General features: G+C 60.1%; 15 protein-coding genes and 1 pseudogene. 7 read left to right on the top strand and 9 right to left on the bottom strand.

The window, feature by feature from the left end; all coding sequences use genetic code 11:
* Nucleotides 1-35: 35 nt before the first annotated feature.
* Complete coding sequence (locus QYE47_RS21830; RefSeq protein WP_014591878.1) at nucleotides 36-581, top strand: cytochrome b; 546 nt, start codon at nucleotides 36-38, stop codon at nucleotides 579-581.
* Here the strand turns inward: QYE47_RS21830 and QYE47_RS21825 are convergent.
* From QYE47_RS21825 to QYE47_RS21800, 6 genes and pseudogenes are all read right to left on the bottom strand, one after another.
* Nucleotides 572-1465 (bottom strand): 1-aminocyclopropane-1-carboxylate deaminase/D-cysteine desulfhydrase, encoded by an 894-nt coding sequence (locus tag QYE47_RS21825; RefSeq protein ID WP_070384176.1) that lies wholly within the window; start codon nucleotides 1463-1465, stop codon nucleotides 572-574. The genes QYE47_RS21830 and QYE47_RS21825 overlap by 10 nt on opposite strands.
* A gap of 309 nt (nucleotides 1466-1774) precedes the next feature.
* Complete coding sequence (locus QYE47_RS21820) at nucleotides 1775-3811, bottom strand: NADPH-dependent 2,4-dienoyl-CoA reductase (RefSeq protein WP_014591880.1); 2037 nt, start codon at nucleotides 3809-3811, stop codon at nucleotides 1775-1777.
* Between the two features lie 264 nt (nucleotides 3812-4075).
* Nucleotides 4076-4984: an AraC family transcriptional regulator gene (locus QYE47_RS21815; protein ID WP_019437475.1), complete on the bottom strand. Its 909-nt coding sequence runs from the start codon at nucleotides 4982-4984 to the stop codon at nucleotides 4076-4078.
* Between the two features lie 136 nt (nucleotides 4985-5120).
* Entirely contained in the window at nucleotides 5121-5366 is a 246-nt protein-coding gene (locus QYE47_RS21810) for a hypothetical protein (RefSeq protein ID WP_039612260.1), read from the bottom strand.
* Between the two features lie 286 nt (nucleotides 5367-5652).
* A complete protein-coding gene (locus QYE47_RS21805; protein WP_070384177.1) occupies nucleotides 5653-6576 on the bottom strand; it encodes an NADP-dependent oxidoreductase in 924 nt (307 codons plus the stop codon).
* A gap of 58 nt (nucleotides 6577-6634) precedes the next feature.
* Nucleotides 6635-6817, bottom strand: a pseudogene (locus QYE47_RS21800) (LysR family transcriptional regulator); the annotation flags it as partial.
* 268 nt (nucleotides 6818-7085) lie between these two features.
* Between QYE47_RS21800 and QYE47_RS21795 the strand changes: the two are divergent.
* The 3 genes from QYE47_RS21795 to QYE47_RS21785 all read left to right on the top strand — a co-directional run bounded on the left by QYE47_RS21795 (nucleotide 7086) and on the right by QYE47_RS21785 (nucleotide 9225).
* A complete protein-coding gene (locus tag QYE47_RS21795; RefSeq protein ID WP_014591884.1) occupies nucleotides 7086-7823 on the top strand; it encodes an SDR family oxidoreductase in 738 nt (245 codons plus the stop codon).
* 29 nt (nucleotides 7824-7852) lie between these two features.
* The gene (locus QYE47_RS21790) at nucleotides 7853-8107 is read left to right on the top strand and encodes an Atu4866 domain-containing protein (RefSeq protein ID WP_014591885.1); all 255 of its coding nucleotides are present in this window, start codon (nucleotides 7853-7855) and stop codon (nucleotides 8105-8107) included.
* Nucleotides 8108-8319: 212 nt separating this feature from the next.
* Nucleotides 8320-9225, top strand: a complete 906-nt coding sequence (locus QYE47_RS21785; protein WP_070384178.1) for an AraC family transcriptional regulator — start codon at nucleotides 8320-8322, stop codon at nucleotides 9223-9225.
* 149 nt (nucleotides 9226-9374) lie between these two features.
* Here the strand turns inward: QYE47_RS21785 and QYE47_RS21780 are convergent, their stop codons facing one another.
* Complete coding sequence (locus QYE47_RS21780) at nucleotides 9375-9557, bottom strand: nuclear transport factor 2 family protein (protein ID WP_019437479.1); 183 nt, start codon at nucleotides 9555-9557, stop codon at nucleotides 9375-9377.
* Nucleotides 9558-9694: 137 nt separating this feature from the next.
* A complete protein-coding gene (locus QYE47_RS21775) occupies nucleotides 9695-10600 on the bottom strand; it encodes a LysR family transcriptional regulator (protein WP_014591888.1) in 906 nt (301 codons plus the stop codon).
* A gap of 297 nt (nucleotides 10601-10897) precedes the next feature.
* Here QYE47_RS21775 and QYE47_RS21770 point away from each other — a divergent pair, with 297 nt between their 5' ends.
* From QYE47_RS21770 to QYE47_RS21760, 3 genes are read left to right on the top strand one after another with little or no spacing between them, the layout of a single operon-like run.
* Nucleotides 10898-11662 (top strand): SDR family NAD(P)-dependent oxidoreductase, encoded by a 765-nt coding sequence (locus tag QYE47_RS21770; protein WP_014591889.1) that lies wholly within the window; start codon nucleotides 10898-10900, stop codon nucleotides 11660-11662.
* 31 nt (nucleotides 11663-11693) lie between these two features.
* Nucleotides 11694-11981: a putative quinol monooxygenase gene (locus QYE47_RS21765; protein ID WP_014591890.1), complete on the top strand. Its 288-nt coding sequence runs from the start codon at nucleotides 11694-11696 to the stop codon at nucleotides 11979-11981.
* A 43-nt stretch (nucleotides 11982-12024) separates the two neighbouring features.
* Nucleotides 12025-12864, top strand: a complete 840-nt coding sequence (locus tag QYE47_RS21760) for an oxidoreductase (protein WP_070384179.1) — start codon at nucleotides 12025-12027, stop codon at nucleotides 12862-12864.
* Between the two features lie 129 nt (nucleotides 12865-12993).
* On the opposite strand, the gene QYE47_RS21755 is transcribed toward QYE47_RS21760, so the two are convergent.
* Nucleotides 12994-13338 (bottom strand): hypothetical protein, encoded by a 345-nt coding sequence (locus QYE47_RS21755; protein ID WP_041167047.1) that lies wholly within the window; start codon nucleotides 13336-13338, stop codon nucleotides 12994-12996.
* Nucleotides 13339-13486: the final 148 nt, after the last annotated feature.

The raw sequence follows: 13486 nt of genomic DNA, 5'->3' as shown, positions 1-13486 counted from the left end.
AGAGCGCCTTTCCGACCTGATGACGAGGACCGATCATGGTTTCATCCAACCCCGCGCCCCATTACGCGCGCCTGTCCATCGCCCTGCATTGGCTGATGCTGGTGTTGCTGGCCGCTGTCTATGCCCTCATCGAATTGCGTGGCCTGTTCCCCAAGGACAGCGTCGAACGCAACCTGATGAAAGACCTGCACTTCATGCTCGGGCTCAGCGTGTTCGTGCTGGTCTGGCTGCGCCTGGCCATGCGCCTGAGCCGCCCGACTCCGCCCATCGTGCCAAAACCACCGGCCTGGCAGACTGGCCTGGCGCACCTGATGCACCTGGCACTGTACCTGATGATGATCGGCCTGCCGCTGGCCGGCTGGCTGATCCTCAGCGCCGCCGACAAACCGGTGCCGTTCTTTGGCCTGGAGCTGCCCCATCTGATCGGCCCGAACCCGGACCAGGCCAAGTTCATCAAAGGTTGGCATGAGCGTATTGGCAGCTGGGGCTACTGGCTGATCGGCCTGCATGCACTGGCCGGGCTTTACCACCACTATGTACAGCGCGACAACACGCTGTTGCGCATGCTCCCTTACAAGTAACCGCGTCGCCCCTGCAGGCCACCTGTGTGTACGAAGATCAGGCGGCTGCCGGGCTCGAACAGCCCGGCAGCGACCTGATCACGCAAGGCCAGCAGAGCCTTGCCGGTATAGAGGGCTTCGAGCGGCACGTCAGTGTGCTGCTCGCAGTCGGCGATGAACGTCAGTAGCGCATCGTCGAATTTTCCGAAACCGCCCCGGCAGGCGTCGTGTAGCTGGTAGCCGTGCGTGCCGGCCAGTGCTGCCACCACTTGCGCCACCCCATGATCCCTGGGTACGGCCAAGGCGCCATGCACGGCATGCGCCCCTGCCTCGGCCATCACCAGGCCGGCCAAGGTAGTCCCCGTTCCGGCAGCCAACCACCAGGCGTCGTAGTCTGACCAACCCAAGGACGAGATTTGCGCGCGCGCCTGCTGCATCATCAGCGCGCAGCCCTGCGCACCGGCCAGCCCGCCGCCCCCTTCAGGGATGCAGTGCCAGCCTGGATAGCGCGCCTGCCAGGAAGCCCAAAAGCCTGGCTCGTTGCGCGCACGGTAGCCGCCGTAGCCTAGCCAATGCAGTTCCATGCCCAGCGCCTGCAGGTCACGCACGGTTGGCGTGTCCTGGGCATGGCCGCGTAACAGGCCGACGGTGGCGAAGCCGAAACGCTTGCCGGCAGCAGCCAAGGCGTGCAGATGGTTGGAATGGTTACCGCCCAGGCTGATCAGGCCTGGAGCATTGCTGGCGCCGGCCTGTTGCAGGTGGTGGCGTAGTTTGAACCACTTGTTGCCACTGATCAGCGGGTCAATCAGGTCCAGGCGCAGAATGGCGGCCTGGACCTGGGCTTGTTCCAGCCAGGGCAAGTTCAGAAATTGCAGCGGTGCTTGGGGGAGGTCGGATACATGCATGGATCGCAGTTTACAGGGTAATCCCGCAAGCGCTTGTAATCGATGAACTCGCCCCCGCCGAGGCATCACAGTGCCAGGGTGGTGTTCACCGCCGCCACCGTATTCGCGGGTCGGGGTGGACGCGCACCAGTGGTTCGACACAGGCATCGACGGCCCCGCACAGGCCGTCGTAGGAGCGGGTTCACCCGCGAAAGGGCCGGGCCTGCTGGCCAAATTCCACCCGCCGTTCACCGTTGCCGCCGCCACCGTATTCGCGGGCATGCCCGCGCCCACACGTGCAGGTGTCGGGTTCACGCAGCCCCGACGACCTCAGAGCTCAGCCGCCAACCGCGAGCCTTGGTTGATCGCCCGCTTGGCATCCAGCTCGGCCGCCACATCCGCGCCACCAATCAGGTGCACCGACTGCCCTGCCGCCACCAGCCCTTCCTGCAGCTCGCGCAGCGGATCTTGCCCGGCACAGATCACCACGTTATCCACCGCCAGCACTTGCGGTTCGCCACCGTCCACACGAATGTGCAGGCCGGCATCGTCGATAGCCAGATACTCGACGCTGTTGAGCATCTGCACCCCCTTGTTCTTCAACCCGGTGCGGTGAATCCAGCCGGTCGTCTTGCCGAGCCCGTCGCCCACCTTGGATTTCTTGCGCTGCAACAAGTACACCTGCCGCGCCGGAGCATGCGGCTCGGCCTTGATCCCGGCCACACCACCTCGCGCCTGAAGATGGGTATCGATGCCCCACTCTTTCCAGAATGCCGCTCGGTCCTGGCTGGTGGCCACGCCCTGATGCACCAGGTATTCGGACACATCGAAGCCGATACCACCGGCACCGATTACCGCTACAGCCTTGCCCACCGGCTTGCGCTCGAGCAGCACGTCCAGGTAGCTGAGCACCTTGGCATGCTCCACGCCCGCAATGGCCGGTGTCCGCGGGGCGATGCCAGTCGCGAGGATGATTTCATCAAAGCCGCCGCCCACCAGTGCCTGCACGTCCACGCGGGTATTCAGGCGCAGGTCGACGCCCGTACTTTTTACCTTGTTGCGGAAGTAACGCAGCGTTTCAAAGAATTCTTCCTTGCCCGGCACCCGCTTGGCCACGTTGAACTGGCCACCGATTTCGCTGGCGGCGTCAAACAGGGTCACCGCGTGGCCCCGCTCGGCCGCCACGGTGGCCGCCGCCAGGCCAGCCGGGCCGGCGCCTACCACGGCAATGCGCTTCACCGTACGTACAGGCAGGTAGTTGAGTTCGGTCTCGTGGCAGGCACGCGGGTTGACCAGGCAACTGGTCAGCTTGCCGCCGAAGGTGTGGTCCAGGCAGGCCTGGTTGCAGCCGATGCAGGTGTTGATCTCATCCGCGCGACCGGCAGCGGCCTTGTTGACGAAGTCCGGGTCGGCGAGAAACGGTCGGGCCATCGAGACCATGTCCGCATCGCCCTCGGCCAGCACCGCCTCGGCCACCTCCGGGGTGTTGATGCGGTTGGTGGTGATCAGCGGAATGCTCACCACGCCCCGCAACTTGGCGGTGACTTTGCTGAAGGCCGCACGCGGCACTTTGGTGGCGATGGTCGGGATGCGCGCCTCGTGCCAACCTATTCCGGTGTTGATCAAGGTAGCGCCGGCCTGCTCGATGGCCTTGGCCAGCAGCTCGATCTCGTCCCAGGTGCTGCCACCCTCGACCAGGTCGAGCATCGACAGGCGGAAGATGATGATGAAGTTCGGCCCTACCGCGCCACGCACCCGGCTGACGATTTCCACTGCCAGGCGCATGCGGTTTTCATAACTGCCGCCCCAGCGGTCGGTGCGGTGGTTGGTGTGCGCGGCGAGGAACTGGTTGATGAAGTAACCTTCCGAACCCATGATTTCGACACCGTCGTAACCGGCACGCTGGGCCAGCACGGCACAATTGACGAAGTCGGCAATCTGCTTCTCGATACCCTCCTCGTCCAACGCCTTGGGCTTGAACGGGTTGATCGGCGCCTGGATCGCGCTAGGTGCCACCTGGCGTGGGCTGTAGGCGTAGCGCCCGGCATGCAGGATCTGCAGGCAGATCTTGCCACCGGCAGCGTGCACCGCCTCGGTGACGATGCGGTGCTTGTCGGCCTCTTCCTCGGTGCTGAGCTTTGCCGCACCGGAGTACACCCCGCCTTCATCATTGGGCGCAATGCCGCCGGTGACCATCAGGCCAACGCCACCCCGGGCCCGCTCGGCAAAGTATGCAGCCATGCGCTCGAAGCCGCCGGGGCGCTCTTCGAGGCCGGTGTGCATCGAGCCCATCAGGGTGCGGTTGCGCAAGGTGGTAAAGCCCAGGTCCAGCGGGGCAAGCAGGTGCGGGTAGCGGTCGGCGGCCATGGAAAGGTCCCCTGATGGCGTGATCACGGATTGCGGGCACCTCACTGAATGGCGGGCCCCGTCGTTTGTCTGTCAGCGACATTAAACAGCCGTTTGAAAGGGCTCAATGATCGAAACTGACAAGTTATTGATCCTGGCGCACAGCGAGACTGCCTGAGGGCTGACGCATCAGCCCGACCGGTATCAATACCCCTACGCTGCACCCCTTTACTTGCTTGCGGGGCATAGGGGGAGCCTCTTTGCATTCCCTTTCCACCTTACAACTCATCCCATCGATCGAATCTTTGCGATGTCCTTGCTTGGAGGGGCTCCGAACATCCGGCTGTATTCTCTGCTGAACTGTGACGGGCTCTCATAGCCCACCGTGAACCCGGCCGTGGAAACATCCAGCCCTTCTGAAATCATCAACCTTCGTGCGTGCTGCAAGCGCAGTTGTTTCTGGTACTGCAACGGGCTCATCGCGGTGATTGCCTTGAATCGGTGGTGAAGCGTGGAATTACTCAAATTGACATAGCTCGCCAACTCATCGATGTGCAACGGCTGCGCATAGTTGTTGTTCAACCATTCGATAGCTCTTGTCACTCGATGGGTCTGACTGTCGTTGATGGCTATCTCATGTAATCGCTGGCCCTGCTGGCCTTTGAGCAACCGGTAGAATATTTCCCTGAGGGCTAGCGGAGCCAATGCCGGGATATCGGAGGGCACATCCAACAGACGTACCAGTCGCAACATGGCATCAAGCAATGGGGTATCAATCCTGTCCAGATAGAGGCCGCGGCGAGATGGCTGGCTGGGTACGCCGATCGGGCTGACGTCGGCAATCAGCTGAGCGATTTCTGCCGGGTCGATATCCAGGCGAATGCAGAAGTAGGGCCTCTGTGGAGAGGCCTCGATCACTTGCCCAGCCAGAGGCAGTGTCACAGAGACAACCAGATAGTTCAGTTGATCGTAGGTATAGCTTTCATCCCACAACTGGATCTGTTTCCGGCCCTGTACAATTATGCACAATCCGGGTTTATGAACCGTATGGATGACGTCTGTTGGCGTGTCGCTGCGTATAAAATGCAACGGATCAATCGCCGTTTGATAGACGCCGTATGTCGGAGCAAAACGTTGCATCGCTGATGCCAGTTCGGCCCTGAGGCGTGTCAGCTCATCGTCCAGATCACTCACTACCGTTACCTCCCCGTTCGGCTGTCCCGATTGCAGAGGATAGGTGGGTTCGCATCCATTTGGGTAGATGCCGAATGGATCATTTGATCTGCCAAAAAGCCCGGTTTTTCCGGGCTTTTGGCGCAGCCCAGGCACATCAAGCATTGATGACTCGGTCCGAACCGTCCTCGGCTACACGCCGGTCGTTGAGTCGGTCTGCACCGTCCTCGGCAACCCGACGGCCATTGAGTCGGTCTGCACCGTCCTCGACCAGGATTGGTGCACACAGGTATTTGCAAGGCTTATGGGTCCAGTTGCCTTGCTCCTTGGCTGGAAGCGCCATCGAACTTGCGCTCAGAACAGTTAAGGCGACTCCAATCATCATTTTGTTAACATTTTTCATGACAGCGACTCCGAAATTAGCGATGGATTCGTTGCCGGTTGTCAGTGCAAAGCGTGACGTTGATGCCTGTATGCTTCCAGGCCAGGTCGCTCTGATGGCCGGCAGCAGCAGTGGTTCGCTTGCTGCTTGGGCTCAGATTAAGGCGGCGGTAATGAACCCGTTATTGGTTTCCTGCGATGGTTTTGCACATTCCTGCGGCGAGGCATCTCGGGGCTCAGGCTTCAGCCAGGAGCAGGCATCCCTTTCCCAGGCTTTGCATAAAAAGCCTAATACAGTTAACCGCTGTTCAACGATTGACATCCAGGACACGCTTGCCGCGGGTATGCCCCCCTGAGCTCAGCGTTATAGCGTCGGTAACCTTGGAAAGTGGCATCACCTCAACCTCGACGCGCAACTTCTCCTCAGCAATCAATTGCGCGATCTGTGCTAACTGGCGCCCGTCCGAACGGGTAGCGAAATGTTTGCCGACAGCGTCGTGTTCACGCGCCTTCTGCGGGTGGGGTGGGCTGACGGTAGATACAAGTACACCTCCTCGTTTGACAATCGTCCAGGAACGGTCTTGCGTTTCTCCTCCTACCAGGTCGAGAACAACATCGATCTCTTCAGCCACGTCTTCGAACCGTTGCGCGGTATAGTCAATGACCTGCTGTGCCCCGAGTGAATACAGGTAGTCTCGGTTGCCGGCCGAGGCCGTTGCCAATACATAGGCACCGGCCAGGCGAGCCAGCTGTACGGCGAAACTTCCTACACCTCCCGCAGCCCCGTGAATCAAGACTGTTTGACCCGACTGTAGGTTGGCGTGTTCATGCAGTGCTTGCCAGGCGGTAAGCGCTGCAGCAGGAATGCCACTGGCGTGGAGGAGCGGCAGGCCGGCGGGCTTATGCGCAAGCCTGTCGGCGGCTGCCACGACCTGAGTCGCGTAGCCACCGACTATGCCTATGAAACCGAATACCTCATCACCCACAACAAACCCTTGGACATTTTTGCCAACCGCTGCAACGGTACCGGCAACCTCGACCCCCGGTGTATAGGGCAAGGACAATGGGATGAATTGCTTCATTGCCCCTGAGAGGATCTTCCAGTCAATCGGGTTGACTCCACTCCCCGCGACGTTGATTAAAACCTGGTCGTCATTGGGCACCAAATCTGGAACATCTTTGAGTTCCAACCCCTGAACCTGACCGTACTGTGCCACTTGGATAGCTTTCATAAGTTTTCCCATTGGTAAGGTGATGATGCCCCAGATGCTCTGTGGCGCTGCACTTCGACTACTGACGACGGGCGTCCAAGCTGAAGCGGCCTGCACCAAAAGCCACGATCTGCAGCAAGCCACCGGCCATCGCGATGTTCTTGAAGAAATGGATGAACTGGGCCTGGTCGGCCAGCGCGCTGTGGAAAATCGCTGCGGTGAGAACACTGAACAACGCCAGTACGACTGCAGCAGTCCGGGTGAGAGTGTGGCTCCATACGCCTTTGCTTAATAGCCGGTTAGTTTCGGCATTTATATTCGAATAAATAGAAATGTCGTATCCGGTTCATGCAGCCCTCAGACAGGCCAGGATCGGGCAAAGGGCTGAAAGGAGTCGCAGATCAATCATGCAGGATCGTGCATGACCGCCGCAGGAATCACATAACGCTGTTCCCCCCAGGATTTTTACTCTTGCTTCAACACCTGCCGGTCAGCAGGTGCCTCTGAAACCAGTAACAGGAGTGAGAAAAATGCACGGCATCGAACACAAAGTCATCGTGATTACAGGCGCCAGCAGTGGTATCGGCGAAGCCACGGCCCGCCTGCTCGCCAGCAAAGGCGCTCGCGTCGTTCTGGGGGCCCGCCGTACCGATCGCCTTGAAGCCCTGGCCGATGACATTCGTTCAGCAGGCGGTACCGCTGATGTGCTGGCGCTGGACGTCACCAGCCTGGACGACATGCAGTCCTTCATCGATTTCGCTGTCGAATTGCATGGTCGCGTCGACGTACTCATCAACAATGCCGGCGTAATGCCACTCTCGAAACTGGAAGCGTTGAAGGTCGATGAGTGGAACCGGATGATCGACGTGAACATTCGCGGCGTACTACACGGTATTGCTGCAACGTTGCCGCTCATGCAACAGCAGCGTGCTGGCCAGATCATCAATATCGCCTCAATTGGTGCCTACGCCGTGAGCCCTACCGCTGCAGTGTACTGCGCCACCAAATATGCCGTCCGGGCAATTTCCGAAGGTCTGCGTCAAGAGGTCGGGGGTGATATTCGAGTCACGGTGATTGCACCAGGCGTTACCGAATCGGAGCTGGCCGACAGCATTTCGGATGAAGGCGGACGCGCGGAGATGAGGGAGTTCCGCAAGATCGCGATTCCCGCTGCGGCCATTGCCCGTGCGATTGCCTACGCGGTCGAGCAGCCAGCGGATGTCGACGTCAGCGAGCTGATCGTGCGTCCAACCGCGAGTCCATTCTGATTCTCTATTGACGATAGCGAGGAACAGAGATGGCCAAGCCATATGGAAGCCAGAACAAATACGTTGGCATGTGGGTGACGGCTGACGGTCGGATCCGCCATGAACTCTTGCCCGGGGGCCGCTACGACGAAGCACGCGGTCGGCAAGCAAGTGCTTACCAGGGCCGCTATTGGTTGGAGGGTGATCACATCGAGTATGTCGATGACACTGGATTTACCGCTGATGGTGAGTTTCGCAACAATGTGTTGTACCACGCCGGGATGGTTTTATACCCCGAACGTTAAAGCGCAAGCCGGAATGGAGACATTCCGGCTTTGTCGTGACTCTGAACCCTGAAAGCCCTGCCGTTGCGTCCAGAGTGTGTTCTCACTGCCGTGACCAGATCAGGTGAAATACACCGCACTCTGTCCGCCTTGAACCTGTACCTGTCAGTACGGCACCCAGGAAGCGAGGCAGCTTTTATCCTGCGTACTCGCCAAAAAAGAGGGAGGACAATATGACCATGGATGTGACAGAGCGGACTTCTGCCCATGGTTTGGAGGCACACATCCGGGGCAAGCGAATTGCCGCTTCGGACGTGCTGGCCGACCGGGACATCTTGGTGCAGATTTTCAACCGGGAACGTGAGGAAGGTAACTTCATCGTCCCTGCGGTGGCCGAACCCTTGCTGGTCTGGATCATTTCGGGAAAAGCTGCCGTACAGGAACGTGAGCTTGGGGGCCAATGGGAAACCAGCGAAGTTGCTAAAGGCGATTTCTTTTTGACCACTTCGGCGCAACCGTATGAGATGCGCTGGAACGTCTCCAGCGCAGACGACTTTGAAGTCATGCACATCTATCTCGGTGTCCCGCTCCTGGAAAAAGCCATCCATGAAGTACTGGGCGGGCCTGTCGAGGCCGTTCGCCTGCGGGAAGTGTCAGGCGGGCGTGACGAAGGACTGTCGGTACTGCTGGAGCATGTTCGGCTGGAACTCATGGGACGTGGCGCGAGCCCGCTCTATTTGCAAGGTCTGGCCCAATGCATCGCCGTCTACCTTGCCCGCAATTATCTGGATAGCTCAGCGGACGATCGCCCACGCCGCAACGCTCTCCCTGCGTACAAGTTTCGGCGCGTGCTGGCGGCCATGGAAGCCGATCTGGCAAGGGACTTCAATTTAAGGCAGTTGGCCGAGGTTGCCGGGATGAGTGAATGCCACTTCAGCCGAATGTTCAAGAAAGCCGCCGGATATTCACCCTTGCAGTTCTTCATCAGGTTGAGGATGGCTCGTGCCCGGCAGCTTCTCCTCGAGACCGATCAGAGCATCATCGATATAGGCCTGGAGGTTGGGTATAGCAGTCACAGCCATTTCTCACAGGTGTTCAAACGCGAGGTAGGCGTAACGCCCACGCAATACCGCCAATAGGGGAACACGATGCCGTATAGAAGCTCGGCGAACGCAGCGGTTCTTGTTACCGACCGCCCAGTATGCCTTCAGGATCCCTCCAGCCGAACTACCAGGGGCTCAGCGAGCCGGCAACCGTGCTGCGGCGTTGCGCAAGCGCGAGCGACACCTTAACTGGCCAACGCAGGAATCGGCGCATTCAGGGCAAGGGCAGCCCGGACCGGGTCGAAGTACTCACGGATAAAGGCAAGCTTGCCGTCCTTGACACGCACGAAGAGCACATACTCCTGTTCATAGATGCGCCGGGTCGGCTTGATCAGCCCCTCAGCCTTGACCTCGGCGCTGGCTTCCATCGGGGTTGAGCCGGGGTGAATGTGCAAATCAAAGAAACGAAAATTTTCCACCGTCCCGACGAACCAGCCGACATGCCCAAGCACCTGTTCACGCCCTTGGAGATGCGCCGGGCGTCAGGTTCGACTTTTTCGAATGGTCAGGAGGATCGGGCCTGAGCCTTAAACCGTTCGATCAGCCATTTCGAGGCCGGGCCGGGAGGCGTGTCGGTGCGGTAAATAACATCGAACGCATAATCGCCGCCAAAGCAGTCGGGTAGTTCGACTTGCACGAGGCGTCCGGTGGCCAGGTCATCGCGAACCATGTCTATCGGCATGTTGCCCCAGCCGATGCCTTCGCGAAGCAGCATGTGCTTGGCGCCCAAATCCGCCAGGCGCCACGTGCGTGTGCCGACCACCGCGAATTCCTGATCTGCAGTGAGCCGTGAACGATCTGTCAGGACCAGTTGAACATGTGCGCGACCTGAACCCGGCGGGTGTGGACCCGGTTGCGCCAACGGGTGGTCAGGCGCAGCCACCGGAACCAGCGCCACCTTACCTACGCCGATACGTTCAATGCCATCAATGCTTGTGGTCAGAGGGCCACTCACACCCAACGTGGCGCCGCGGTCGAGCACCCGTTGGGTCACTGCGCCAAGAGCCTCTATATGCAGGTGTAGGGATACGGTTGGAAACGTTTCTCGGAAGGCTTTCAGTGCATCGACCATACGCTCGCGAGGCAACATTACGTCAAGCACGAGATGCACTTCGGCTTCAAGGCCATGCAGCAAACCGCGAACCTTGGCGCGCAGCCCGTCAATACTGCTGTAGATGGTGCGCGCCTCGGCCAGCACTGTCCGGCCGGCGTCGGTCAATTGCGGCTTACGGGTGGTTTTGCGATCAAAAAGGCTGACGCCCAGCTGCAGTTCCAGGTTGGCAATGGAGTAGCTCACCACTGAAGTGGCGCGATGCAACTTGCGCGCTGCTCCAGCAAAACTGCCGACATCGACTACTGCAAGAAATACCCGCAGTTGATCGAGCGTTGGGGTACCCGGGTCTGAAATCATTGCTCTTCTCTCGAACGTTCCGACTCATATTATCTGAGGTTTGCAGGTAAGCCAGCGGGTCAAAGCCCCGATGAGCCAGGTGCCCCTGTGTTTACTCCGCTCCTCGATGGCGGGGTTGGCTGGCGATTCAAAGCATGATTTGCGCTTACGGACCGAGGGACTGCATATCGGCGCAAAATCCCGACAGCCTCGGCAAGCTTACGAAAGCCTCTCTCTGCGCGTTGCGCGACAGTAAAGCCGTCCCTCACAGGCTAGAGCCGGCGAATGTCTCCTCGGCTCACAACGCAGGAGAGCATCATGACTACTATCACGCCCAACATTCCCCATGAAGTCGAAGGCAAAGTCGCGCTGGTCACCGGCGCCGCCAGTGGCATCGGCAAGGCAATTGCGCTTTTGCTGCATGCACGTGGCGCCAAGGTCGTTGCCGAAGATATCAACCCTGCCGTAGAAGACCTCGCACGTCCAGGGCTGGTCCCACTGGTGGCGGACATCAGCGAAGATGGCGCTGCAGAGCGTGCCGTCGGCCTTGCCGTCGAGCGGTTCGGCCGGCTGGACATCCTGGTGAATAACGCCGGGATCATCATCAACAAACTGGTCATCGACATGACCCGCGAAGACTGGGAGCGCATCCAGGCGGTTAATACCACCGCGGCCTTTCTGCATTGCCGCGAGGCAGTCAAGGCAATGATGCCTAACAAGTCCGGCGCAATCGTCAATATCGCCTCCTATGCAGCCTACTTCGCCTTTCCAACCATCGCGGCGTACACCGCCTCCAAGGGTGCGCTGGCACAGCTGACCCGTACGCTGGCACTCGAAGCCATCGAGTACGGTATCCGCGTCAATGCCATCGGCGTCGGCGACGTAGTCACCAACATCCTCAATGACGTGGTCGAAGACGGTCCTGGCTTTCTTGCCAAGCACGGCGAAGCGGCCCCCATCGGCCGTGCCGCACAGCCGGAAGAAATTGCCGAGCTCGTCGCGTTTCTCGCGTCCGAACGGGCGAGCTTCATGGTCGGTTCGGTTGTCATGGCCGACGGCGGCATGACCGTGACCGCCGGTTGATCGGTCTATCACCCATAAAGGAGCCCATAGCATGCTCACAAAGCTCGCGTTCTTCACCGCACGCCCCGGGCAAAGCGGTGCCCTCGGCCAGCGCCTGTTGGCGCTGGTCGGCCCCACACGGCAGGAGCCTGGCTGCATCCGTTACGACATCTACCAATCGGGCGACTCGGTCGAGGGGTGGCTTGTTTACGAGGACTGGCACTCCTCCGAGGCCTTTGACGGACATCTGCAGACACCTTATGTGCAGGCCTTCATGACCGAACTCGACACGTTCTGCAGCGAGGTCCCCAAGATCCATACGTTCGAGCGGCGCGCCTAGACGATCAAGCACTGAACCCGACCACTTGCAGGAGGACCCTCCCATGAGTACACAGAACACCTGGCTGGTAACCGGCTGTTCCACCGGTTTTGGCCGCCACATTGCAACCCATTTGCTCAAGCAAGGCGAGCGCGTGGTTGTCACCGCACGCAAGACCGAACAGGTGCAGGATCTCGCCAGCCTCGGCCAATCGCTGGTACTGCCACTGGATGTAACCGATGCCGAACAGGCCAAGGCCGTGGTGGCTGAAGCTGAACGCGTATTCGGCAGGGTGGATGTACTGGTCAACAACGCCGGTATCGGTTACTTCGCCGCTGTCGAGGAAACAGACCCGCAGGCGGCGCGCCGCCTGTTCGACGTTAACTTCTTCGGCACCTCCCATATGATCCAAGCAGTGCTGCCCGGCATGCGCCAGCGGCGTCAGGGCATGATCGTGAACCTGACCTCCATAGGTGGGCTCGCGGGCTTCCCCGCAGTGGGCTACTACTGCGCGAGCAAGTTCGCTGTCGAGGGGTTATCGGAAACCTTGCGTGCTGAGCTTGAGCCCCTGGGGATCGGTGTCATGACGGTCGAGCCCAGCGCATTTCGCACCCAATGGGCAGGCTCATCGGGTGAAGTGCCGGAACCGATAGCGGATTACGAAGTTACCGCAGGTGAGGCGCGCCGTGCCTACCACGCTTCGGTCGGCAAGCAGGAGGGGGACCCGGCCCGTGCAGCTGCGGCGATTCATACTGCGGTTACTTCGCCTCAGCCACCACACCGCCTGCTGCTGGGCAACAGAGCATTCGATGTGGCGATGGCCAAGCTGTCCGCCATGCGTACGGAGTTCAGCGTCTGGGAAGCCACCGCTCGCGGCGTCGATTTTCCAGCGTCCCAGGTTTGAGAACCAGCGGCTCGCTTCCCGAGCCGCCATCCAAACGAACTGGCGGATTGCCTGTACGGCAATTCATGTTGTGTTGAAAGCTGAAGCTGAAGATGTTCTCCAAGGCGTGAGCGAGCGGCTGCCCGCCCCTCAAGGTGAGGTCAGGATCACCACGTAATGGCCTTGGGTCAGCGGCTCGCCGCGCCCGTCGACCAGCCTGTAGGCCTGGTCGACCGTGGCCCCCTGATCGACGCGTACCGCCTGCACCGGCAGTGCCTGGCCGTCCACGCCCTCAATGCCGATGACGCTGTCACGCGCCAGCGCCGGACAGTCATCCATGCGCCAACCGGCACTGCCCACGGTGGTCGTGCAGGACGGCTCGACGATGCTGCCAGTGAACTGCAGCATGCCCGAGGCGACGACGGCGCCTGCCTGGGCCTGACCGACCAGGGCCAGGCCAATTGCAACACTCAATGCGAATCGCTTGCAGCTCATGGTTTCCACTCCCCGATACCCACGTTTGAGCCTATCGGATGAGCGGTGGCCGGGCCGTCTGCGCGCGTGAGGCAGTTCACAAAGCAGGCATTTAAACCACGCGGCAATTTAAGAAACGTCTCAAAGCCGGGGGCGGCCCAGCTGTCTA

This window comes from Pseudomonas sp. 2,4-D (assembly GCF_030418155.1).
Taxonomy (GTDB): domain Bacteria; phylum Pseudomonadota; class Gammaproteobacteria; order Pseudomonadales; family Pseudomonadaceae; genus Aquipseudomonas; species Aquipseudomonas alloputida.
This window is presented reverse-complemented; position numbering and strand designations above follow the sequence as displayed.

Bases quoted from the DNA above. Each gene is read 5' to 3' on its own strand.
- QYE47_RS21830 (WP_014591878.1), top strand. From the start codon at position 36: ATGGTTTCATCCAACCCCGCGCCCCATTACGCGCGCCTGTCCATCGCC.
- QYE47_RS21825 (WP_070384176.1), bottom strand. From the start codon at position 1,465: ATGCATGTATCCGACCTCCCCCAAGCACCGCTGCAATTTCTGAACTTG.
- QYE47_RS21820 (WP_014591880.1), bottom strand. From the start codon at position 3,811: ATGGCCGCCGACCGCTACCCGCACCTGCTTGCCCCGCTGGACCTGGGC.
- QYE47_RS21810 (WP_039612260.1), bottom strand. From the start codon at position 5,366: ATGAAAAATGTTAACAAAATGATGATTGGAGTCGCCTTAACTGTTCTG.
- QYE47_RS21805 (WP_070384177.1), bottom strand. From the start codon at position 6,576: ATGAAAGCTATCCAAGTGGCACAGTACGGTCAGGTTCAGGGGTTGGAA.
- QYE47_RS21795 (WP_014591884.1), top strand. From the start codon at position 7,086: ATGCACGGCATCGAACACAAAGTCATCGTGATTACAGGCGCCAGCAGT.
- QYE47_RS21790 (WP_014591885.1), top strand. From the start codon at position 7,853: ATGGCCAAGCCATATGGAAGCCAGAACAAATACGTTGGCATGTGGGTG.
- QYE47_RS21785 (WP_070384178.1), top strand. From the start codon at position 8,320: ATGACCATGGATGTGACAGAGCGGACTTCTGCCCATGGTTTGGAGGCA.
- QYE47_RS21780 (WP_019437479.1), bottom strand. From the start codon at position 9,557: ATGGAAGCCAGCGCCGAGGTCAAGGCTGAGGGGCTGATCAAGCCGACC.
- QYE47_RS21775 (WP_014591888.1), bottom strand. From the start codon at position 10,600: ATGATTTCAGACCCGGGTACCCCAACGCTCGATCAACTGCGGGTATTT.
- QYE47_RS21770 (WP_014591889.1), top strand. From the start codon at position 10,898: ATGACTACTATCACGCCCAACATTCCCCATGAAGTCGAAGGCAAAGTC.
- QYE47_RS21765 (WP_014591890.1), top strand. From the start codon at position 11,694: ATGCTCACAAAGCTCGCGTTCTTCACCGCACGCCCCGGGCAAAGCGGT.
- QYE47_RS21760 (WP_070384179.1), top strand. From the start codon at position 12,025: ATGAGTACACAGAACACCTGGCTGGTAACCGGCTGTTCCACCGGTTTT.
- QYE47_RS21755 (WP_041167047.1), bottom strand. From the start codon at position 13,338: ATGAGCTGCAAGCGATTCGCATTGAGTGTTGCAATTGGCCTGGCCCTG.